Here is a 21,581-nt window from a genome sequence, read left to right as displayed (position 1 = left end):
TAATTTACAACAAGCCCGGTGATTTTTAATCACACGGGCTATATGAATAGGTAAAATTTTAAGAATGCATTTAATTCAAAGCATTTTTTTGCTAAAATGAAACTCAATAATAGAAAGAGGAACAAAAAATACGATGAAAACTATAGGTATTATTGGAGGAGGATCATTAGGTCTGTTGTTTAGCGCGTATTTATCAGATTGTTATGATGTAACCTTGTATACGAAAACAAAAACTCAAGCAAAGTGTATTAACGAAAATGGAATTACCTTACATAGACAAGGGGAACATCACATTAAAAAAGTCAGTGCTATCCCTCTGGAAAAAAACATAAAAGAAGCAGATTTAATCATTATTACTGTAAAACAGTATCATTTAAAAGAGATAATTCCTTTTATTCAAACCCTTACTATACATACTCCCCTTTTGTTTATCCAAAACGGTATGAGCCATATTGAAATTCTCAAAAATCTCCCGCAGTGCACTCTCTATTTGGGTACAGTTGAACACGGGGCAATGCGTACAAATATGGATAGCGTCCATCATACAGGGATAGGAACAACCCGTATTGCTTCGTACAGAGGAGAAATGGAGTCTATCTTGCCAATTGTGAATTTTCCTTGGGTGATTGAAACAGATTGGTATGCAATGCTGGTGAAGAAATTAGTTGTAAATGCGCTCATCAATCCTCTTACGGCGCTGTATCGGGTAAAAAATGGGCAGCTGATTCACAACAGCTACTTTTATAAAACGATGCGTCTATTGTTTGAAGAGATTGCTGCTGTGTTAAAACTGGATTCAGCTTTTAATTATTGGGAAAATGCGCTGGGGGTTTGTTCACGCACGAGTACAAATCAATCTTCTATGCTAAAAGATATACAGGAGGGGCGGCAAACAGAAATTGATGCTATTTTAGGCTATATTCAAACACAAGCTGCTGAAAAAAGAACGTCGACGCCTATTGTTGACTTTTTATATGGGTCAATAAAAGGAATCGAAGAAGAAAAGGGTGATTAACATGGGAAGTTTTATTGCTGGAGTTTTTGCGACGTTTGTCACTCTGCCGCTCGTTGGTTTTTTTATTCTATACATGCTTTTACGCAAACTGACGAAAAATAAAAGGAAATCTGTCCACATAGCAACGTACATTACTACGGTTTTTCTTATTTTGTCCGTGCATTATGCAGCTGTGGAAATTTTCGGGCACTCTTTTTTGTGGTTGATTGCGTTAGTCCTTTTAGTTGTAGCAATGATTATGATGTTTGTACATTGGAAAGTCAAACATGACTTAGAAATGAAGCTTATTGCGAAAGGGTTCTTTCGGATGAATTTTGTTTTGTTTCTTATTGCACATATTGTATTAAATATAGGTGGAATCGCTTTTCGTATTTCCTCTCTGTAAAGCATGTTACTAGACGTGAGCAGTTACATTATGGATAATGAAGCTATATGTAGAGAATATAAGTATTAGGAAAAGAAAGGAAGTTCTTTCATGGAGATTACAGACGTCTCTTTAAAGGCGGGAAACAAACTAACGAACGATTACATAAAAGGTGAAAAGCAAGCACTTTCCTTTTTTCATTATAATATACACGAAAAAGACGTATATGAAAAACGTTTAGCGGATGTTCAAAAGCAGTCTTATCCAAGAGAACAGCTTGCTGAGTATCTGCTTGATTTTAATAAGCGCTACGGAGCATCTTCTAAGACGATTGAAAATATTAAAAAGCTAAAAGATCCTAACAGCGTAGTGGTCGTTGGAGGTCAGCAAGCGGGGCTGCTTACGGGTCCTTTGTACACCATTCATAAAGTGATTTCAATTGTGCTCCTAGCTAAACAACAAGAGGAAGCTTTAAACGTGCCCGTGCTTCCGGTATTTTGGATTGCTGGAGAAGATCATGATTTTGCTGAGATCAACCATGTATACACAGAGCATAAAAACCAGCTTTTAAAGAAAACGCTAAAGCATTCTTTAAAGAAAAAGCAAATGGTTTCTCAAATCGAACTAGACCATGAAGCCTGTAGAAGCTGGGTTCGTGATGTATTTCAAACGTTTAACGAAACGGCGCATACAAACCAGGTATTACACTTTGTATTAGAGGCGTTAGATAAATCACGTACCTATGTCGATTTCTTTGCTCATTTGGTTACCACAATGTTCGCAGAGTCAGGTCTTATTTTAATGGATGCAGCCTCTAAAGAAGTGCGCAGCATTGAATCTTCTTTCTTTGTGACGTTAATTGAACAAAATGACAAATTATCGTCAGCCGTCATGGAACAGCAAACAGAGATTCAAAAACAATACGGACGAATGATTGAAGTGGGAGAAGAAACGGCTCATCTCTTTTATTCACACAACGAAAACAGAGTACTTTTAGAAAGAGATGCAGAACAAGAGCAGTTTGTTGGAAAGCAAAATGAACTCGCGCTGTCTAAAGAAGAGCTGGTTCAAATTGCTAAACAAACGCCTGAGCTTCTTAGTAACAACGTTGTGACTAGACCCCTTATGCAGGAGTACTTACTTCCTACCCTTGCGTTTATTGCAGGTCCCGGGGAAGTAGCGTATTGGGCAGAGCTTGAAAAAGCATTTTCTTTATTTAGCTTTAAAATGCCTCCCGTGGTCCCTAGGTTATCCTATGCAATCGTAGAAAGACATATCGAGAAGTATATGGATGAACTTCAGTTAGACCTTTCTAACGTAGTGAACGAAGGCGTAGATGCAGAGAGGGAGCACTGGCTTAAGACAGAAGTTCACAACCCATACGAAATGTATTTTGAAAAAGCGAAAGAAGATTTCGAAAAAATTCATAAAACTCTTCGTGAAAATATTCAAAAAGAAGACAAAACATTTGATGAAGTCATGCTTAAAAATCGAGGGATTATTCAAAAGCAGTTTGAAACCATTCAAAAGATTGTCGAATCCAAACAGCTAATTAAGCATGATGTGAAGCATTCAAAATATGCTCAAATTGAACTTGCTCTTCGCCCCTACAATGCTCCACAAGAACGTATGTGGAATATTATGTATTATTTAAACCGTTATGGTATGCAATTTGTGTCAGATTTACTAAGTGCTGAAGTCGAATTAAATCACCAGTTGAAAGTCTGTTATGTCTAATAAAATCCTGCTGAAAAGCAGGATTTTTATTTTGGAAAAGAGAAAAAGTCTACAAGGTGAATGTCAACCAATTGAATCCTTATAAGGTATTTATTTCTAATTACACAAAAAAACCTTATATTCCTTACATTTTATTCTACGAATATGTCCTGCTTTTAACAAAATGACACTATTTGTGACAAAAAGACAAAATTCTACTTAATTCTTATATAAATAGCTGAAATAATGTTGAACTTTGATATATAATATAAACGTGTATATATATCAAAGAAAAACACCGTTTTTTGCTTTTTGTATACATAACTAAGTAGTTTAGAAAGAAGTAGGTGTCATAATGTTTAATCACACAACTGTTTTGCTTAAAGAAGCAGCGGAAGGCTTAAATATTAAGCCGGATGGAGTATATGTCGACTGCACGCTTGGCGGAGCAGGTCATAGTGAATATATCGTAAAACAGCTATCAGAAAAAGGGAAATTAATTGCGTTTGATCAGGACGATGTCGCTCTTGCAAATGCAAAAGAGAAATTGGCCCCGTATCTAGACAGAGTTATTCTAATCAAAAGTAATTTTCGCTATTTAAAAGAGCAGCTAATGAAACACGGAATTGAAGAAGTAGACGGAGTATTGTTTGACCTTGGAGTCTCGTCTCCTCAGTTGGATACACCAGAGCGAGGATTCAGCTTTCATCATGATGCCCCGCTTGATATGCGCATGGATCAAAACTCAATGTTTTCTGCGTACAACGTAGTAAATGAATGGCCTTATGAAAAACTTGTGAAAATCTTTTTCCAATACGGAGAAGAAAAGTTTTCGAAACAAATTGCCCGCAAAATTGAAGCATATCGAGAGTCTAAGCCAATTGAAACAACGCTAGAGCTGGTTGATCTTATTAAAGATGGTATTCCAGCGCCAGCTAGACGAACGGGTGGACATCCGGCAAAACGAATTTTCCAGGCTATTCGAATTGCTGTAAATGATGAGCTTCAAGTATTTGAAGATGCAATTGAACAGGCAATGGATGTGATCAAAAAAGGTGGACGTGTAAGTGTTATTACCTTCCACTCACTTGAAGATCGAATTTGTAAAGTTGCGTTTAAAAATGCAAGCACGGTTCCGCAGCTTCCGCATGGACTGCCGATTATTCCAGAAGAATTTAAACCTAAAATGAAAGTTATTACAAGAAAACCTATTTTACCTTCAGAAGAAGAGATAGAAGAAAATAAGCGCGCGCGTTCGGCAAAGCTTCGAATTGTTGAGAAATTAGTGTAATTAAAGGGTTTTATCAAAGAGGAGGGGACGAGAATGAACAATGCAGCATACAAAGTAAGAGAGCAAGATCAGCAGCAGAAGCAGCAAAAGACGGTACGTCAAGTTGTTCGGAAGACAAAAAGAAAAATCACGGTTGGTGAAAAAATTGTGTATTCTGGATTTGTCGCACTCATGCTGTTTGGGTCTGTGCAAATCATTTCAAATCAATCTTCGCTTTATAGCATCAGTGAGGAAGTGCAATCACTCGATGGAAAGATTGACAAGCAAGAAGCCAAAAACAATGAGTTAAAATTACAGGTAACAGAGTTAAGTGCATACGATCGTATTTGGACAAAAGCAAAAGAACTTGGACTAAAATTGAATGAAAATAACGTAAAAGTCGTTAACGATTAATTGCGATGACTACGCCAAGAAAAAATAGCAATATTAGTACAGGAGCAGCAATATTAATTTTAATATTTGCATTGCTCTTTTTTGTATTAGCCATCAGGTTCTTTTACATCCAAGCGACGGGCAAAGCAGATGGAGAAGCTTTAGCCGAAATTGCACAAAAACAGCATACGCGAACGTCTAAAATTGAAGGACAGCGCGGTACGATTTACGATCGAAACGGAGAAGCAATCGCCCAAGACACGGGTGCTTATACGGTTGTGGCGATTTTAGATAAAAAACAAACAAAAGACAAAGATCACCCGCAGCACGTAGTAGACCCAGAAAAAACGGCTGAAAAATTAGCCCCATTGTTGAAGATGGATGAGTCTAAACTTGAAAAAATGATGTCTAAAGACGTCTTCCAAGTCGAACTTGGTCCCGGAGGCCGTGACATTGATAACGTGCTAAAACAAAAAATTGAGAAACTAAATCTCCCAGGCATCACGTTTTTACGCGATTCGAAGCGCTTCTATCCAAACGGTGTATTCGCCTCAAGTATTTTAGGATACGCGCAAAAAGATGATACGGGTAAAATCGTAGGGAAAATGGGAATTGAAAAAGTATTTGATAAGCAGCTTTCTGAAGAAGATGGATATGTAAAATACGAAGCTGCTAAAAATGGAATTAAGCTTCCGGATCCAAAAGAGTCAATTGTAGCTCCGAAAAATGGAGACAGCGTCACCCTTACGATTGATGAAAAAATTCAAACGTTTTTAGAGGATGCAATGACAGCTGCTGCTAAAGAATATAAACCAGAAGAGCTAATGGCGACGGTAGTGAATCCGAAAACCGGTGAAATTTTGGCGATGTCAAACCGCCCTTCATTTGACCCAAATATTCGTGATATCACTTCTTATCGTAATCCGTTTGTTGAAAACAGCTATGAACTTGGTTCAACGATGAAAATCTTTACGTTAGCAGCCGCGATTGATGCAGGAGTCTATAACGGCGAAGACCGCTATCAGTCGGGATCTTATAAAGTAACGAAAAACAGCGTTCCGATTAACGACCACAACGGCGGGGTCGGCTGGGGAGCTATTACATTTAATGAAGGAATTCAAAGGTCTTCAAATGTAGCGGTTGCCATTTTAGCCAACGAAAAATTGGGTACCGACCGTTTGTATAAATACTTGGACAAGTTTGGCTTTATGGATAAAACGGGAATTGACTTGCCAAACGAAGCTTCTAGCAAGTTAGTGACGAAGTATCCGAGAGACCGCGTAACCACTGCATTTGGACAGGCGTCCGCTTTTACGCCTATTCAAGAAATTCAAGCGGCTACTGCGATTGCAAATGACGGGAAAATGATGAAGCCTTACGTGATTAAACAAGTAGTCGATGAAACAAATAAGAAAACGATTAAGAAAACGAAACCTACCGTAGTAGGACAACCTATTTCTAAAAAAGCAGCGAACGAAACGCTAGATATTTTAGAAACCGTTGTTTCTTCTGATGACGGAACAGGGAAACCTTACGCGATTGAAGGATACGATGTCGCTGGAAAGACGGGAACAGCTCAAATTCCTGGTCCTAACGGAGGCTACTTGCATGGACACGGGAAAAATTTCATTTCCTTTATGGGCTTTGCACCTGCTAAAGATCCAAAGCTGCTTGTCTATGTAGCCGTTAAAAATCCAACTCTCACGCCTCAAGAGACGGGTACTGCGCCGCTTACAGCCGTATTTAATCCGGTGATGAAAAACAGCCTGCAGTACTTAGGGGTGGAGCCTGAAAAAACAGACGAAGACGGAAAGAAAACAGAAGATAAAAAAGTAGATTCAGAAATTACGCTTAAGTCTTACGTTAACGAATCAGTTGATAGTGCCGTAAAAGACTTAAAACAAAAAGGACTTGTTCCTGTTGTAATAGGTAAAGGAGATACGGTAGAAAGCCAATCACCGACTTCTGATACCATTGTCACTGGTCAACGCGTGTTTATTAAGACAAATGGAAAAGCCACAATGCCTGATTTAACAGGTTTTTCACATCGTGATGTTATTCGCTTTAGTGAATTTGTCAACGTTCGACCTAGCGCACTTGAAAATGGTTATGTTGTAAGTCAAAGTATTAAAGCAGGCGATCCGCTAAAAGCAGGAACGTACCTGAAAGTGGAACTTGAAACGCCTAAAGAGTTTTCAAGCACGTTAAATAAGTTAAAAGAAACGGAAAAAAGTGAGTCTGATAGTAAAAAAGACGATAAGCAACTTGACTAGAAAATAAGTTCTAGTGAACCCTGTACAAGCATATATTGGAACGAGCCGATTCAGAGGAGGTTCTAATATATGCGGGTATCAGGAGTCACAGTTCGTAAAAGGCTAGCCATTGTTTTGTTTGTCGGTTTTATTGTGTTTTTGATTATTGATACAAGGCTTGGATATGTACAGTTGCTGACTGGGGATACGCTAACTGAAAAAGCCAAAGACTTATGGAGTCGGAATATTCCTTTTGAACCTGAAAGAGGAAAGATACTAGATCGCAATGATGTGGCACTTGCTACAAATAAAAGTGCACCGACCGTTTTAGTTATGCCAAGACAAGTTGAGAATCCAGCTGTTACGGCTGAAAAGTTAGCGAAAGTGCTGGGAGCATCAAAAGAAAAAGTATATGAACAAATAACAAAAGCTTCTTCTAGCGTATATTTGCGTCCTGAAGGAAGAAAAATTTCACATGCGAAAGCAAATGAAGTGCGAAATTTAAATTTAAAAGGCGTATATATAGCTGAGGATTCGAAGCGGTACTATCCGTTTGGAAGTTATTTGTCGCATGTATTAGGCTTTGCGGGAGTAGATAATCAAGGGTTAACAGGCCTTGAATTATATTATGATAAAGAGCTAAAAGGACAAAAAGGTTCAGTTAAATTGTATTCGGATGCTAAAGGTAAAAAGATGCCCAATATAGCCGATGACTACACAGCACCTGTGGACGGGCTGGATTTGAGATTGACCATTGATTCACGTGTACAAACGATCATGGAGCGTGAGTTGGATAATGCTCAGACAGCTTATAATCCAGATGGTATGATTGCCATTGCCATGAATCCTAAAAACGGTGAAATTTTAGGTATGTCAAGTCGTCCGGGCTTTGATCCTACGGATTTTAAAAATGTGAAGCCTGAGGTGTATAATCGCAATCTTCCAATCTGGAGCGTATATGAGCCCGGATCAACGTTTAAGATTATTACACTGGCAGCTGCTCTTGAAGAAAAGAAAGTGGATTTACTAAAAGATCAATTTTACGATGATGGAGCCGCGGAAGTTGGAGGAGCGAGACTTCGCTGCTGGAAAAAAGGCGGACATGGACAGCAGTCTTTTTTAGAAGTTGTACAGAACTCATGTAACCCTGGTTTTGTGGAGCTTGGGGAACGGTTAGGAAAAGAGAAATTGTTCAAATACATTAAAGAATTTGGCTTTGGTCAAAAAACAGGTATTGATTTACAAGGGGAAGCAAAAGGAATTTTGTTCCCGCTTGAGCGCGTAGGGCCGGTTGAACAAGCTACAACAGCTTTTGGGCAAGGGGTTGCTGTTACGCCTATTCAACAAGTAGCTGCTGTTTCCGCAGCCGTAAACGGTGGAACGCTTTATGAACCTTATATTGCAAAAGAGTGGGTGGATCCAACTACCGGAAAAGTTGTAAGCAGTCATAAGCCGGTTGCTAAGCGAAAAGTTATTTCCGAGGAAACGTCTAAGCAAGTGCGTTTTGCTCTTGAAAGTGTAGTAGCACAAGGAAGCGGAAAAGGAGCTTTTGTGGAAGGGTACCGCGTTGGAGGAAAGACGGGTACTGCGCAGAAAGCTCAAAATGGAAAGTATTTGAAAAATAATCACATCGTTTCTTTTATCGGTGTTGCACCAGCAGATAACCCTGAAATTGTCGTGTATGTTGCGGTTGATAATCCAAAAGGCACCATTCAGTTTGGTGGAGTTGTAGCAGCTCCGATTGTAGGTAAAATGATTGAAGACAGTTTGCGTGTGATGGACGTTAAACCGCGTAAAGGACAAATTGAAAAAGAGTTAACGTGGCTGGACACACCAATGATAAAAGTACCAAATGTCGTAGGAATGTCAAAAAAAGAGTTACAAGAACAGCTACTTAATTTAAAATTAGATGTGAGTGGCGAAGGAGATAAAGTGGTCAAGCAGTCTCCTGCAGCCGGAACGAAAGTTAAAGAAGGCGAAACGGTTAGAATTTATATGGGAAAATAAAAATCTCTATAAACCATTATTCTTCCTTGCATGATAATCAGCAGGTTACTCTGCGTGTGAACATGAAATCAACAAATAAGCCTTGGGGGTGTTCCCTCCGGGCTTCTTTTTCTGTAAAATGTAATAGGTTAGGTGCTAGAAAAAGAAGAATAGTTGCCATAGCGTCTTATAACAAACGTTTCACTTTACAAATAGAGAGGACATGGTAGGAATGGATTTACGAGAACTACTAACACATTTACATGATTTTGTTCAGCTTCCTGAACAGAATATTGATATTACGTCAATTGAAATGGATTCAAGAGAAGTTAAGCCCGGAGCATTGTTCATTTGTATAGACGGCTATACAGTTGATGGCCATAGCTTTGCACAGATGGCTGTGGAAAAAGGGGCAGTAGCAATCTTAGCAGAAAAGCCTGTGGATGTAGAAGTGCCTGTTGTACGCGTGAAGAGCACAAAGCGAGCAATGGCAGTGCTAGCGGATGCTTTCTACAATCAGCCCACACAAAAAATGCATTTAATTGGTGTAACAGGTACAAATGGAAAAACAACGATTACACATTTAATTGAGCATATCTTTAAATCACAACATAAAAAGACGGGTCTAATTGGAACGATTGAAATTCGTATTGGTGATACGTCTTATGATGTGAAAAACACAACGCCTGAATCGCTGACGCTCCAAAAAACATTTCACCAAATGGTGGAGGAGGATGTAGAAGTAGCGATAATGGAAGTATCTTCTCATGCACTTGACTTAGGACGCGTACACGGGTGCGACTTTGACGTGGCGGTATTTAGTAACTTAACGCAAGATCACCTGGACTATCATCATACAATGGAAGATTATCGTCGTGCGAAAGGGTTGCTATTTGCACAGTTAGGAAACGCTTATAACCATAATCGTCCTAAATTTGCTGTTCTTAATGTCGATGATGCGGCAACCGAGGAATATATTAAAAACACGGCTGCTACAGTGATTACCTATGGTATTGACCGTGAAAGTGATATTCGTGCAACAAATATTCAAATTACAAACAGCGGCACAACGTTCGACTTGACAACACCGATAGAAACGGTTCGTGTAGAAATGAAGCTTATTGGAAAATTCAGCGTTTACAACGTATTAGCGGCTACGGCTGCATGTTTAGTATCAGGCATTCCTCTGTCAGTTATTGTCGAGGAAATAAAAGTGTTAGAAGGCGTGTCTGGGCGTTTTGAAGTGGTTGATGCGGAGCAAGATTTTACGGTTATCGTCGATTATGCCCATACGCCGGACAGCTTAGAGAACGTGTTAAAAACTGTAAAAGAATTCGCAAAACGCAATATATATGTTATTGTTGGTTGTGGCGGAGATCGAGATCGTACAAAACGACCAATCATGGCTCGAATTGCAGCTGAATACAGTACACAAGCTATTTTGACATCTGATAATCCACGAAGTGAAGATCCACTGGCTATTTTGAAAGATATGGAAGAAGGTTTGGATACAGATAACTATGTGACGATTGCTGATCGTGCAGAAGCTATTCGCCATGCAGTGGAAACAGCGCATGCAGATGATGTTATTGTCATTGCTGGAAAAGGGCACGAGACCTATCAAATTATTGGTAAAAAAGTATTCGATTTTGACGATCGAGAAGTAGCACGCAAAATGATTGAGGAGCGAAAGTAGTAATGAAATGGGTAGAGAACAAAATGAGTCGGAATGAGTTGGAAGTTAAGGAGGGAACATCGTGCTAGAACAATCAATTTTATTGACAATCGGCGTAGCCTTTTTGATTACGGTTGTATTGTCGCCGATTTTTATTCCCTTCTTAAGAAGATTAAAGTTTGGTCAAAGTATTCGTGATGAAGGCCCGAAATCTCACCAGAAAAAATCAGGTACACCTACAATGGGCGGTATCATGATTTTATTATCTATTATTGTGGCAACTCTTATTATGGTCAATCAATATGCAGAACTTACATATAAGACGTTTCTATTATTATTTGTCACAATCGGATTTGGTTTATTAGGATTTTTAGATGATTTTATAAAAGTAGTGTTAAAGCGTAACCTTGGATTAACATCTAAACAAAAGTTTTTAGGTCAGGTTGTCATTTCAATTATTTTTTACTTTATTGCAAGACAGTTTGAGTTTTCAACTGAAGTGACGATTCCTGGAATTAAAGACCCAATCGATTTAGGTTGGTTTTATGTTGTTTTCCTCATCATCTGGCTTGTTGGTTTTTCAAACGCGGTTAACTTAACGGATGGATTAGACGGACTTGTATCTGGTACAAGTGCGATTGCTTTTGGTGCATTTGCAGTTCTTGCCTGGAATGCAGAGCAGTTTGAGCTATCTATTTTCTCAGTTGCTGTAGTAGGAGCTGTGTTAGGATTTTTAGTTTTTAATGCCCATCCTGCAAAAGTATTTATGGGAGATACGGGTTCTTTAGCGCTAGGAGGAGCTATCGCTACGGTGGCTGTCTTAATGAAAATGGAATTCTTGCTTGTTATTATCGGTGGTGTGTTTGTTATTGAAACACTATCTGTTATTATTCAAGTCGCATCTTTCAAAACAACAGGAAAACGTGTGTTTAAAATGAGCCCGCTTCATCACCATTACGAGCTAAGCGGCTGGTCGGAATGGCGCGTAGTTATGACTTTTTGGGCTGTAGGACTATTATTTGCAATGCTTGGAATTTATATCGAGGTGTGGATTTAAATGAAATCAGTCAATACGTATCAAGGTAAACAAGTACTTATTTTAGGATTAGCCAAGAGCGGTTTAGCAGCCGCTCAGTTAGTTAAACAGCTTGGTGCTAAAGTAGTCGTTAATGATCAAAAACCGTACGAAGAGAACGTAGCAGCACAGGAATTAGAAAAAACGGGTATTGAAGTTGTCTGTGGACATCATCCGCTTGAGCTTTTAGACAAAGCGGATGTTATTGTAAAAAACCCTGGGATTCCGTATTCAAATGTTCTATTGCAAGAAGCATTAAAGCGAAATATTCCGATTTTAACAGAGGTAGAATTAGCTTATGAAATTAGCGAAGCTCCTTTTATCGGAATTACGGGAAGCAATGGGAAGACAACAACAACAACGCTAATTTATAAAATGTTAGAAGAAGATCAAAAGCAGCCGTTGATTGCTGGAAATATTGGAACAGTAGCTTGTGAAGTGGCGCAAAAAGCAACAAAGGACAATGTAATTGTAACGGAGCTTTCTTCTTTTCAGCTGATGGGAATTGAAAAATTCCGTCCGAAAATCTCTTTATTATTGAATTTGTTTGATGCTCACTTAGACTATCATGGCACAAAAGAGGAATATATCAAAGCTAAAGCAAATCTCTTTAACAATCAAACAAGTGAAGACTTTGCCGTTATTAATGCGGATGATGAGCTAGTGATGAAAGCTAGTGCAGATGTTAAAGCCACAAAAGTACCTTTTTCTGTTACAGCTCAAACGACAGAAGGAGCGTATATTAAAAACGAAACGATTTTCTTTAAAGATGAAGAAGTGATGTCGTTAAAAGATGTGGTGCTGCCAGGTAAACATAATCAAGAAAACATTTTAGCAGCTGTATCCGTTGTGAAGCTGTACGGCTGTTCAAATGAAGCTATCTACCGCGTGCTCACAACGTTTGCTGGTGTTAAACATCGCGTTCAATATGTCACGACAATCAACAAACGTAAGTTTTATAATGACTCTAAAGCTACGAATATGCTTGCTACAAAAGTAGCTCTTTCCGCTTTTTCGCAGCCGACGATTCTACTTGCAGGTGGACTCGATCGCGGCAATGAGTTTGATGATTTAAAAGAAGAGTTTAAAAATGTGAAAGCTGTGATTACGTTTGGTGAAACGGCTCCTAAAATTGAACGTGTAGCAAAAGAAGCGGGAATACAAATTGTAAAACGTGTCGATAATGTTAAACAAGCAGTTTCAGAAGCATATGCTTGTTCAGATGAAGAAGATGTTATTTTATTATCTCCTGCTTGTGCAAGCTGGGATCAATTTAAAACTTTTGAAGAACGTGGTGACATCTTTATTGAATCTGTGCATAAACTGAAATAAGGGCTTGTCTAAACACCTAGAAAATACACTAGCCCTAATCTATTTTTAGAGGTGTGTGACAGTGTCGACAAAAAGGTCTACCCCAGATTTTTTTCTCATAATCGTTACGCTTTCCTTGCTAACCATCGGCCTTATTATGGTATACAGCGCAAGTGCGGTATGGGCTACATACAAGTTTAATGATTCTTTTTTCTTTGCTAAACGCCAGCTCTTATTTGCAGGGCTTGGAGTATGCGCGATGTTTGTCATCATGAATATTGATTATTGGATGTGGCGTACGTGGGCGAAGCCAATTGTAATCATTTGCTTTGTTATGCTGGTACTTGTATTGATTCCGGGAGTAGGGCTAGTACGGAATGGGTCGCAAAGTTGGATAGGAGTTGGAGCGTTTTCGATTCAGCCTTCAGAATTTATGAAGTTTGCTATGATTATATTTTTAGCGAAATATTTATCAGAAAACCAGAAGAAAATTACATCTTTTAGAAAAGGAATGTTACCGGCGTTATTACTGGTTTTCTTACCGTTTGGCATTATTATGATGCAGCCGGATTTAGGAACGGGAACGGTGCTTGTTGGAACTTGTTTAGTCATGATTTTTGTTTCAGGAGCAAAAGTAAGTCACTTTGCAGGTCTTGGGTTGCTTGGCGTTGCCGGTTTTGTAGGGCTTGTTTTATCGGCTCCTTATCGGATTAAACGCATCACCTCATTTTTAAATCCTTGGGAAGATCCGCTTGGAAGCGGGTTTCAAATCATTCAATCTCTTTATGCAATTGGGCCGGGGGGATTGCTTGGATTAGGGTTAGGGCAAAGTAGACAAAAGTTCTTTTATCTGCCGGAGCCTCAAACTGATTTTATTTTTGCTATTCTAGCAGAAGAGCTCGGTTTCATCGGCGGAACGCTTGTTCTACTTTTGTTTAGCTTATTGCTTTGGAGAGGAATTAAAGTAGCGCTCGGAGCTCCTGATCTTTACGGAACGTTTTTAGCCTTAGGAATTATTTCAATGGTTGCGATTCAAGTCATGATTAATATAGGCGTGGTAACAGGTCTTATGCCTGTTACGGGAATTACGCTTCCATTTTTAAGTTACGGCGGATCATCGCTGACGCTCATGCTGGCAGCAGTTGGAGTTTTGTTAAATGTTAGTAGATATTCTCGCTATTAATTGAAAAAAATTGTATAATGTCAAGTAGGCAATGGTCTACTGAAGTAAACCGTCATCTTAAATCCAAGTGCACGCCGGATTTTGTTGGCGGTTTATTTTCGATTTTTTACAGGTAGATGATATTTTTGTATGAAATGTTTTTAAAATGTAATGTTGTGATAACCAATTTTGAGTCCAACTATGGTATGATGTGTAAGGTTAAATGTTTTACCTTAGTGATTAGGTGGACGTATGTGCACTTATGAGCGTAGCGTTTTTTAATGACTGTCAGCATGTGTTTAACTTCTAAATGAAAAACGATAAAAAAACAATCAAAATTACTTTATATAGCAGATGAACGTACATTCTATGGGTGAATGTCATACGATAAATAAAAATGATGAAATTGACAACAGAATAGAGTGCCTTCGTAGAAAAAAGGTATCTTACAAGGTGCTGCTGCTTAGTTATGAATCTGTTCTTATTATTCTTATGCATTAGAAGTAAGGGCGCATTGACATGAAAGTTTTATAACAGCAAAGAGGGTTTTAGGAGGTTCTTATGGAAGCGTTAGTAAAAGAGTTAGTCGAAGCGAATATTGGAAAGGTTCGTGAAAATGAACCGCTAGCAAAACATACAACAATGAAAATTGGTGGTCCAGCAGATGTGCTTGTAGAACCTGATTCTGTTGATCACTTAAAAGTTACAATGGATATTATTAAAAAACACGGCGTGAAATGGAGAGCGATTGGTCGAGGATCTAATCTTCTTGTTTCTGATAAGGGAATTGAAGGTGTGGTCATTAAGCTCGGAGCCGGATTAGATGATTTAACAGTAGATGGAGAGACGGTTACTGTAGGTGGGGGATACCCTAGCATCAAGCTTGCAACAGTTATTACAAAACAAGGTCTGTCTGGATTGGAGTTTTCAAGTGGAATTCCTGGATCTGTGGGAGGCGCTGTTTATATGAATGCAGGTGCCCATGGTTCTGATATGTCTCATGTAGTCGAAAAAGCGCTGATTTTATTTGAAGATGGCACTCTTGAGTGGCTGACAAATGAAGAGCTTCAATTTTCGTATCGTCATTCAATTCTACAAAAAGACCGTCCTGGAGTATGTGTAGAAGCCGTGCTGCGTTTGAAAAAGGGAACGAAAGATGATATTGTGGCGGTCATGCAGAAAAATAAAGACTATCGCCGCGAAACACAGCCTTGGAATTTCCCTTGTGCGGGAAGTATTTTTAGAAATCCACTTCCAAGTTATGCAGGAGACTTAATTGAAAAGTCCAACTTAAAAGGTTTTTCAGTAGGCGGGGCGCAAATTAGTGAGCAGCATGCGAACTTCATTGTCAACACAGGAGATGCAACGGCTTCAGACGTGCTGAATTTAATTGCTCACGTTAAGAAAACAATTAAAGAGAAATTCGATATTGATATTCATACAGAAGTTGAGATTATCGGTCGCTAATTACTCAGCCCGTCGCTGTATGGTTATGCGTGAAAAGGTAGCTTTTATGTGTTTATTCTATGCTATAATGGGGATATTCTCATGAAGCAAAGATTGGAAATAAATAGATGGTAATTCCTCGTTTATTTTCTCAAATGGATAAGGGTGAAAAAAATGGAAAAAGGTAAGTTAATTGTTTTAGAAGATCGGGTACCGAAGCTACAAGAACAGCGAAAGCAAAAAGCAAATAGACGGCTTATTTTGTATTTATCACTCTTTTTCATCCTTATTTTATTTATTGTATATTCTCAATCTTCTCTGAGTAATGTTTCTAACATTGAAGTACAAGGGAATAAACATGTAAGTGATAAGGATATTGTCAAAGCGAGTGGTCTGTCCAAAAAAACCAGCTACTGGAAAGCTGATGCTGATCAAATTCAAGAAAAAGTCGAAAAAAACCCTGAGGTGAAGGAAGCTGTCATTCACAAAACATTTCCTAATAAGGTCGTAATCGACGTAAAAGAGTACGCAAGAATTGCATATGTAACCTCGGGGAATAAATATTTCCCTGTGAATGAAAATGGAAAAGTTTTAAAAGAAGTAAGTGCTAAGAAAGTGTCATCCGACGCTCCGTTGCTAATTGACTGGAAAGACGGAGAAGCTATACAAAGCATGGTTCAAGAGTTAGCTAAAACGCCTAAGAGTATAAAAGGGGCTATTTCTGAGATTTACTATGCGCCGACAAAATCAGAACCTCTTCACATAGAGGTATTTATGAATGATACGCGTGAAGTAAGCGGAAAAATTAGCAACTTCTCTGATAAAATTGTTCATTACCCAGCTATTGCAAGTAAATTGAGTGATGATCAAAAAGGTATTATTGATTTAGAAGAAGGATATGCATTTAAACCTTATAAAAAAAGCAAGCAGTAATTATTTTTTATAAGTGTTAATTAAAGGAAATAGATGAGTTGAGACTGGCAAACTAGCCCTTGTACATTGTATAATCACATGCAAGTATTCTGCATACATATGATTTTCTTCTCCGGTGCTGTGAAATGGAAATGTAATATTTGTTCTAGGTAAGTTTCGCTTTTCTCAGTGTACATCTTAGTGTAGACTTGTAGTTAAATAGCTTTTTTTCAGTGAATTTTAGGCTTAAATCTAAAAAAAAGTCAAAACAAGAACGTTTTGTTCTTTGAAAGAGATAAAGTCTGTGAAAAACTTGAAAAAAATTGATTTTACAAAAGGGAAACAGATGTATTTGTTGAATATTTTCATATAATAAAAAATTAATATTGTTGTTCTTCTTAATTTATTAAGATGACATGTGCAGAAAGAAAAAGGAGGTGCCAAAGAATGAACAGCAATGAAATATACGTTAGTTTAGACATCGGTACATCCAGTGTGAAAGTAATCATCGGAGAGATGAGTAACGATTCATTGAATATCATTGGTGTAGGGAATGTTAAATCACACGGACTAAAAAAAGGTTCTATCGTTGATATAGATGCAACAGTTCAATCTATTAGAAAAGCAGTAGAACAAGCTGAACGAATGGTAGGCATTACAATTAAAAAGGTTGTAGTGGGCATAAGCGGAAATCATGTATTTTTACAGGATTGTCACGGAGTAGTAGCCGTGTCAAGCGAGAATCGTGAAATTACAAACGAAGATATTCATCGAGTAATTGATGCTGCTCAAGTCATGTCTATCCCGCCAGATCGTGAAATCATTGATGTTATTCCAAAGCAATTTATTGTAGATGGCTTAGAAGGTATTAACGATCCTAGAGGTATGATTGGGGTACGTTTAGAAATGGAAGGCACAATCATAACAGGATCTAGAACGGTTTTACATAACTTATTACGCTGTGTAGAAAGAGCTGGTTTAGAAATCAGTGATATTTGTTTACAGCCTCTAGCCGCTGGTTCAATTGCATTATCTCGTGATGAAAAAAACTTAGGTGTCGCACTGGTAGATATCGGTGGAGGTTCAACAACGGTTGCGATCTTTGACCAAGGACATTTGAAAGTAACAAATGTACTAGCTGTTGGTGGAGAGCACATTACCAAGGATTTATCGATTGGCCTTCGCACATCGACTGAAGATGCGGAAAATATTAAGATAAAGCATGGACATGCTTTCTACGATCATGCTTCTGAAGAAGAAGTATTTAGTGTACCGATCATTGGAAGCGATCAGCATCAGCAGTTTAATCAGCTCGAAATCTCTGATATTATTGAAGCTAGATTAGAAGAGATTTTAGATATGATTACGCAAGAGGTAAATCGCCTAGGATACAAAGATATTCCAGGAGGATTTGTTTTAACAGGCGGAGTAGTAGCGATGCCTGGTATTCTTGAGCTAGCTCAAGTAATTTTAAAGAATAACGTGCGCATAGCAGTGCCTGATTATATTGGAGTACGTGAGCCGCATTATACAACAGGCGTAGGATTAATAAAATTTGCATACAAAAATGCTAAAATACAAGGCCGGGAAATTGGAGCGCCAGTTGTGGAAGAAGAGCCGATTGAGAAAGAAATGATCAAACCTAGCCCGAAACCACAGCAGCCGCAACAATCAGCTGAGCAGCCGAAAAAGAAAAATGACCAAAATTTAATGAAGAAGTTTTTTGGATACTTCTTTGATTAACGTTACGGATTGGTAATTTCGAAGAATTAGGAGGAACTATCATGTTGGAGTTTGATACAAGTGTAGACCAATTAGCGACGATTAAAGTAATCGGTGTCGGAGGCGGCGGTAACAACGCGGTTAACCGAATGATTGAACATGGCGTCCAAGGTGTAGAATTTATTGCAGTTAATACAGATGCACAAGCATTAAATTTATCAAAAGCTGAAACAAAAATGCAAATCGGCGCTAAATTAACAAGAGGATTAGGTGCAGGTGCTAATCCAGAAGTTGGTAAAAAAGCAGCTGAAGAAAGTAAGGAACAAATCCAAGAAGCACTAAAAGGTGCAGATATGGTTTTCGTAACAGCTGGTATGGGTGGAGGAACTGGAACTGGTGCAGCTCCAGTCATTGCCCAAATTGCTCGTGAGCTAGGAGCACTAACGGTAGGTGTTGTTACTCGTCCGTTTACGTTTGAAGGCCGTAAGCGTTCTACTCAAGCGGCAGGCGGCATTGCGTCAATGAAAGAAGCAGTGGACACGCTGATTGTTATTCCAAATGATCGCTTATTGGAAATCGTTGATAAAAACACGCCAATGCTAGAAGCGTTCCGTGAAGCGGATAACGTATTGCGACAAGGTGTGCAAGGTATTTCAGATTTAATCGCAGTTCCTGGATTAATTAACTTAGACTTCGCTGACGTGAAAACAATTATGTCTAACAAAGGATCTGCACTTATGGGGATCGGTATTGCGACTGGTGAAAACCGCGCTGCTGAAGCGGCTAAAAAAGCTATTTCAAGTCCACTTCTTGAAACATCTATCGATGGAGCTCAAGGTGTATTAATGAACATCACAGGCGGTACAAACCTAAGTCTTTACGAAGTACAAGAAGCTGCAGATATCGTTGCTTCGGCTTCTGACCAAGAAGTGAACATGATCTTTGGATCTGTTATTAACGAAAACCTAAAAGACGAGATTGTTGTTACAGTTATTGCAACTGGATTTAGTGACCAAGATTTATCACAGCCAAAACCAGGTCGTCCTTCGTTATCGGCGAATCGCATGCAGCAATCGACACAGCAGCCGGCTCCACAGCCGAAGCGTGAAGTAAAGCGTGAAGAACCTGTACAGCAAGAATATACGCGTCCATCTCAGCCACAGTCTGAAGATGCGCTAGATATTCCAACATTCTTACGAAACCGTAATCGTAGACGCTAAGAAAATAAAAAGCCAAGACCTCTGTTTTATACAGAGGTCTTTTTTTATGCCATGAAGCTAGAAAACTCCAAAAGAATATAAAAAACATTCGACATGGTCAATATGATGCCTTCAAAGGGTTTGTGTTTTCTTTCTAAAAGTGGTGTGACAAATATCGAATGATTTCCTCAAAAATACTGCTTGTTTCTCGGCATGAACTGACAGACTTCCTAATAGGATGTACTATATACTAATTTTTAACAGAAAAATTCAGAAAGAATGGAGAGGTTATAAACATTGCCAATCTATTTAGATTTAATATGGATGCTGAATTTTGGGTTAGATACGATTTTACTAATGTTATGTGCAGTTGTACTTAAACGGAATTACAAGTGGTGGCGGCTTTTGCTTGGGGGCTTTATCGGTTCATTGATTGTCCTTCTTATGTTTACGCCTTTTTCTCATCTTATGGTTCACCCTGCTATTAAGATTTTATTCTCTTTTTTTATGGTATTGATGACGTTTGGTTATAAACGACTGCGCTTTTTCTTTGAGAATTTATTAACGTTTTATTTTGCAACCTTTGTTGTGGGTGGAGGATTAATGGGCGTTCACTTTTTATTTCAAGATCAGTTCCTTGTTCTTAATCAAATGGTTGATACGAAATCTCCACAGTTTGGTGATCCTATTAGCTGGATATTTGTTCTTATCGGTTTTCCGCTATTATCTTATTTTTCAAAAGCACGAGTTGATGATTTGCGAATGAAAAATATTACATTTGATCAGCTGGTAGATGTGGAAGTTATTTTAAACGAACAGACGCTGTCGATGAAAGGACTTATTGATAGTGGAAACCAGCTTGTAGATCCGCTGACGAAAACCCCGGTTATGATTGTTACAGCAGATTCTTTAAAAGAAATATTGCCTGAAGGCTTAATGGAATTAAGCAAAAATGTCCAATCTTTTTCACACAGCGAAGATATTGATCAAGAGTGGTATTCAAAAGTCCGCTTTGTCCCTTATCGAAGCGTGGGCCAAGCCAATCAGCTGCTGCTTGCTCTAAAGCCAGATATGGTAAGGCTTGTGCATCAGTCCAACACGATTGAAGTCACTAAAGTATTAGTAGGTATTAGTCATACAACGCTTTCAGTGGAGAAGCAATATGAGTGTATTGTTCATCCGAAGCTTATTGTTATTGGAGAAGTAAGTTCCGCATCGTAAAAGGTGTGAACAAATAAAGGAGGATACAGAATGGCTACATATCGAATTCGATTTCAATTATGGTGGTACAAATTATTAATTAAACTTAAGCTAAAAACAGATGAAGTGTACTATATAGGAGGAAGTGAAGCTCTTCCACCCCCTTTAACAAAAGATGAAGAAGAAGTGCTCTTAAAAAAACTTCCATCAGGAGATGAAGCAGCACGTTCGCTGTTGATTGAGCGTAATTTGCGACTTGTTGTTTATATTGCCCGCAAGTTTGAAAATACGGGAATCAATATTGAGGATTTAATTAGCATCGGCACCATCGGTTTAATTAAAGCAGTAAACACGTTTAATCCTGAAAAGAAAATTAAGCTAGCGACGTACGCCTCTCGCTGTATTGAAAATGAAATTTTAATGTATTTGCGCCGCAACAACAAAATTCGATCTGAAGTTTCATTTGATGAGCCGTTAAATATTGATTGGGATGGAAACGAACTGCTATTATCTGACGTGATGGGAACCGAAGAAGATATCATCACAAAAGACCTAGAAGCGAATGTGGATAGAAAACTTTTGTTGAAAGCACTGCACCAATTAAATGATCGTGAAAAGCAAATTATGGAGCTGCGCTTTGGGCTAGCCGGCGGAGAAGAAAAAACGCAAAAAGATGTAGCTGATATGCTAGGCATTTCTCAGTCTTATATTTCAAGGCTTGAAAAACGAATTATTAAACGGCTGCGAAAAGAATTTAATAAAATGGTTTAAGTAAAAAAGCTGATTGTATAAGGGCTGAGAAGCATCTTATACAATCAGCTTTTTTAGTGGAGAATTGTCAGAATTGTAAAAGTGCATATTTTTTCCTTCTGAGGAGATACTG

17 protein-coding genes are annotated in these 21,581 nt (G+C 38.5%); all 17 read left to right on the top strand.

Annotation, left to right across the window (positions count from 1 at the left end):
* Window positions 1-133 precede the first annotated feature (133 nt).
* Window positions 134-1,015, top strand: a complete 882-nt coding sequence (locus ACN6NE_RS06010; RefSeq protein ID WP_474324872.1) for a 2-dehydropantoate 2-reductase — start codon at window positions 134-136, stop codon at window positions 1,013-1,015.
* A 1-nt stretch (window position 1,016) separates the two neighbouring features.
* Window positions 1,017-1,400: a DUF3397 domain-containing protein gene (locus tag ACN6NE_RS06005; RefSeq protein WP_013058968.1), complete on the top strand. Its 384-nt coding sequence runs from the start codon at window positions 1,017-1,019 to the stop codon at window positions 1,398-1,400.
* Between the two features lie 90 nt (window positions 1,401-1,490).
* Window positions 1,491-3,116: a bacillithiol biosynthesis cysteine-adding enzyme BshC gene (gene bshC / locus ACN6NE_RS06000; RefSeq protein WP_474324870.1), complete on the top strand. Its 1,626-nt coding sequence runs from the start codon at window positions 1,491-1,493 to the stop codon at window positions 3,114-3,116.
* A 334-nt stretch (window positions 3,117-3,450) separates the two neighbouring features.
* Window positions 3,451-4,386 carry a 16S rRNA (cytosine(1402)-N(4))-methyltransferase RsmH gene (gene rsmH, locus ACN6NE_RS05995; protein WP_013058966.1) on the top strand — a complete coding sequence of 312 codons (936 nt, stop codon included), beginning with the start codon at window positions 3,451-3,453 and terminating at the stop codon, window positions 4,384-4,386.
* A 33-nt stretch (window positions 4,387-4,419) separates the two neighbouring features.
* On the top strand, window positions 4,420-4,779 hold the full coding sequence (gene ftsL / locus ACN6NE_RS05990; protein WP_028410764.1) for a cell division protein FtsL: 360 nt from the start codon (window positions 4,420-4,422) through the stop codon (window positions 4,777-4,779).
* Window positions 4,780-4,784: 5 nt separating this feature from the next.
* Window positions 4,785-7,031, top strand: coding sequence for a penicillin-binding protein (locus ACN6NE_RS05985; RefSeq protein WP_129704560.1), 2,247 nt, complete (start codon window positions 4,785-4,787; stop codon window positions 7,029-7,031).
* A gap of 69 nt (window positions 7,032-7,100) precedes the next feature.
* Window positions 7,101-9,017 carry a stage V sporulation protein D gene (locus ACN6NE_RS05980; RefSeq protein WP_013084856.1) on the top strand — a complete coding sequence of 639 codons (1,917 nt, stop codon included), beginning with the start codon at window positions 7,101-7,103 and terminating at the stop codon, window positions 9,015-9,017.
* A gap of 211 nt (window positions 9,018-9,228) precedes the next feature.
* Window positions 9,229-10,692 carry a UDP-N-acetylmuramoyl-L-alanyl-D-glutamate--2,6-diaminopimelate ligase gene (locus ACN6NE_RS05975; RefSeq protein ID WP_129704558.1) on the top strand — a complete coding sequence of 488 codons (1,464 nt, stop codon included), beginning with the start codon at window positions 9,229-9,231 and terminating at the stop codon, window positions 10,690-10,692.
* 61 nt (window positions 10,693-10,753) lie between these two features.
* The gene (gene mraY / locus ACN6NE_RS05970) at window positions 10,754-11,728 is read left to right on the top strand and encodes a phospho-N-acetylmuramoyl-pentapeptide-transferase (RefSeq protein ID WP_013058961.1); all 975 of its coding nucleotides are present in this window, start codon (window positions 10,754-10,756) and stop codon (window positions 11,726-11,728) included.
* Window positions 11,729-13,078 (top strand): UDP-N-acetylmuramoyl-L-alanine--D-glutamate ligase, encoded by a 1,350-nt coding sequence (gene murD, locus ACN6NE_RS05965; protein ID WP_013058960.1) that lies wholly within the window; start codon window positions 11,729-11,731, stop codon window positions 13,076-13,078. It begins immediately after the preceding gene.
* Window positions 13,079-13,139: 61 nt separating this feature from the next.
* Window positions 13,140-14,240, top strand: a complete 1,101-nt coding sequence (gene spoVE / locus ACN6NE_RS05960; protein ID WP_013058959.1) for a stage V sporulation protein E — start codon at window positions 13,140-13,142, stop codon at window positions 14,238-14,240.
* Window positions 14,241-14,780: 540 nt separating this feature from the next.
* The gene (gene murB / locus ACN6NE_RS05955; RefSeq protein ID WP_025750374.1) at window positions 14,781-15,686 is read left to right on the top strand and encodes a UDP-N-acetylmuramate dehydrogenase; all 906 of its coding nucleotides are present in this window, start codon (window positions 14,781-14,783) and stop codon (window positions 15,684-15,686) included.
* A gap of 153 nt (window positions 15,687-15,839) precedes the next feature.
* Window positions 15,840-16,598, top strand: a complete 759-nt coding sequence (locus tag ACN6NE_RS05950) for a cell division protein FtsQ/DivIB (protein ID WP_025750373.1) — start codon at window positions 15,840-15,842, stop codon at window positions 16,596-16,598.
* Window positions 16,599-17,024: 426 nt separating this feature from the next.
* Window positions 17,025-18,320 carry a cell division protein FtsA gene (gene ftsA, locus ACN6NE_RS05945; RefSeq protein WP_129704556.1) on the top strand — a complete coding sequence of 432 codons (1,296 nt, stop codon included), beginning with the start codon at window positions 17,025-17,027 and terminating at the stop codon, window positions 18,318-18,320.
* Window positions 18,321-18,361: 41 nt separating this feature from the next.
* Complete coding sequence (ftsZ, locus tag ACN6NE_RS05940; RefSeq protein WP_013058955.1) at window positions 18,362-19,519, top strand: cell division protein FtsZ; 1,158 nt, start codon at window positions 18,362-18,364, stop codon at window positions 19,517-19,519.
* Between the two features lie 276 nt (window positions 19,520-19,795).
* The gene (spoIIGA, locus tag ACN6NE_RS05935; RefSeq protein ID WP_013084851.1) at window positions 19,796-20,719 is read left to right on the top strand and encodes a sigma-E processing peptidase SpoIIGA; all 924 of its coding nucleotides are present in this window, start codon (window positions 19,796-19,798) and stop codon (window positions 20,717-20,719) included.
* Window positions 20,720-20,749: 30 nt separating this feature from the next.
* Window positions 20,750-21,469, top strand: a complete 720-nt coding sequence (gene sigE, locus ACN6NE_RS05930; RefSeq protein ID WP_013058953.1) for an RNA polymerase sporulation sigma factor SigE — start codon at window positions 20,750-20,752, stop codon at window positions 21,467-21,469.
* The last annotated feature ends 112 nt before the right edge of the window (window positions 21,470-21,581 follow it).

Source organism: Priestia sp. 53B2, from assembly GCF_056099005.1.
Note: the sequence above shows the minus strand (reverse complement) of the source record. Positions and strands in the feature narration are given on the sequence as shown.

Bases quoted from the DNA above. Each gene is read 5' to 3' on its own strand.
- bshC (WP_474324870.1), top strand. From the start codon at position 1,491: ATGGAGATTACAGACGTCTCTTTAAAGGCGGGAAACAAACTAACGAAC.
- ACN6NE_RS05980 (WP_013084856.1), top strand. From the start codon at position 7,101: ATGCGGGTATCAGGAGTCACAGTTCGTAAAAGGCTAGCCATTGTTTTG.
- ACN6NE_RS05975 (WP_129704558.1), top strand. From the start codon at position 9,229: ATGGATTTACGAGAACTACTAACACATTTACATGATTTTGTTCAGCTT.
- ACN6NE_RS06010 (WP_474324872.1), top strand. From the start codon at position 134: ATGAAAACTATAGGTATTATTGGAGGAGGATCATTAGGTCTGTTGTTT.
- rsmH (WP_013058966.1), top strand. From the start codon at position 3,451: ATGTTTAATCACACAACTGTTTTGCTTAAAGAAGCAGCGGAAGGCTTA.
- ACN6NE_RS06005 (WP_013058968.1), top strand. From the start codon at position 1,017: ATGGGAAGTTTTATTGCTGGAGTTTTTGCGACGTTTGTCACTCTGCCG.
- sigE (WP_013058953.1), top strand. From the start codon at position 20,750: ATGGCTACATATCGAATTCGATTTCAATTATGGTGGTACAAATTATTA.
- ACN6NE_RS05985 (WP_129704560.1), top strand. From the start codon at position 4,785: ATGACTACGCCAAGAAAAAATAGCAATATTAGTACAGGAGCAGCAATA.
- ACN6NE_RS05950 (WP_025750373.1), top strand. From the start codon at position 15,840: ATGGAAAAAGGTAAGTTAATTGTTTTAGAAGATCGGGTACCGAAGCTA.
- ftsL (WP_028410764.1), top strand. From the start codon at position 4,420: ATGAACAATGCAGCATACAAAGTAAGAGAGCAAGATCAGCAGCAGAAG.
- murD (WP_013058960.1), top strand. From the start codon at position 11,729: ATGAAATCAGTCAATACGTATCAAGGTAAACAAGTACTTATTTTAGGA.
- murB (WP_025750374.1), top strand. From the start codon at position 14,781: ATGGAAGCGTTAGTAAAAGAGTTAGTCGAAGCGAATATTGGAAAGGTT.
- ftsA (WP_129704556.1), top strand. From the start codon at position 17,025: ATGAACAGCAATGAAATATACGTTAGTTTAGACATCGGTACATCCAGT.
- ftsZ (WP_013058955.1), top strand. From the start codon at position 18,362: ATGTTGGAGTTTGATACAAGTGTAGACCAATTAGCGACGATTAAAGTA.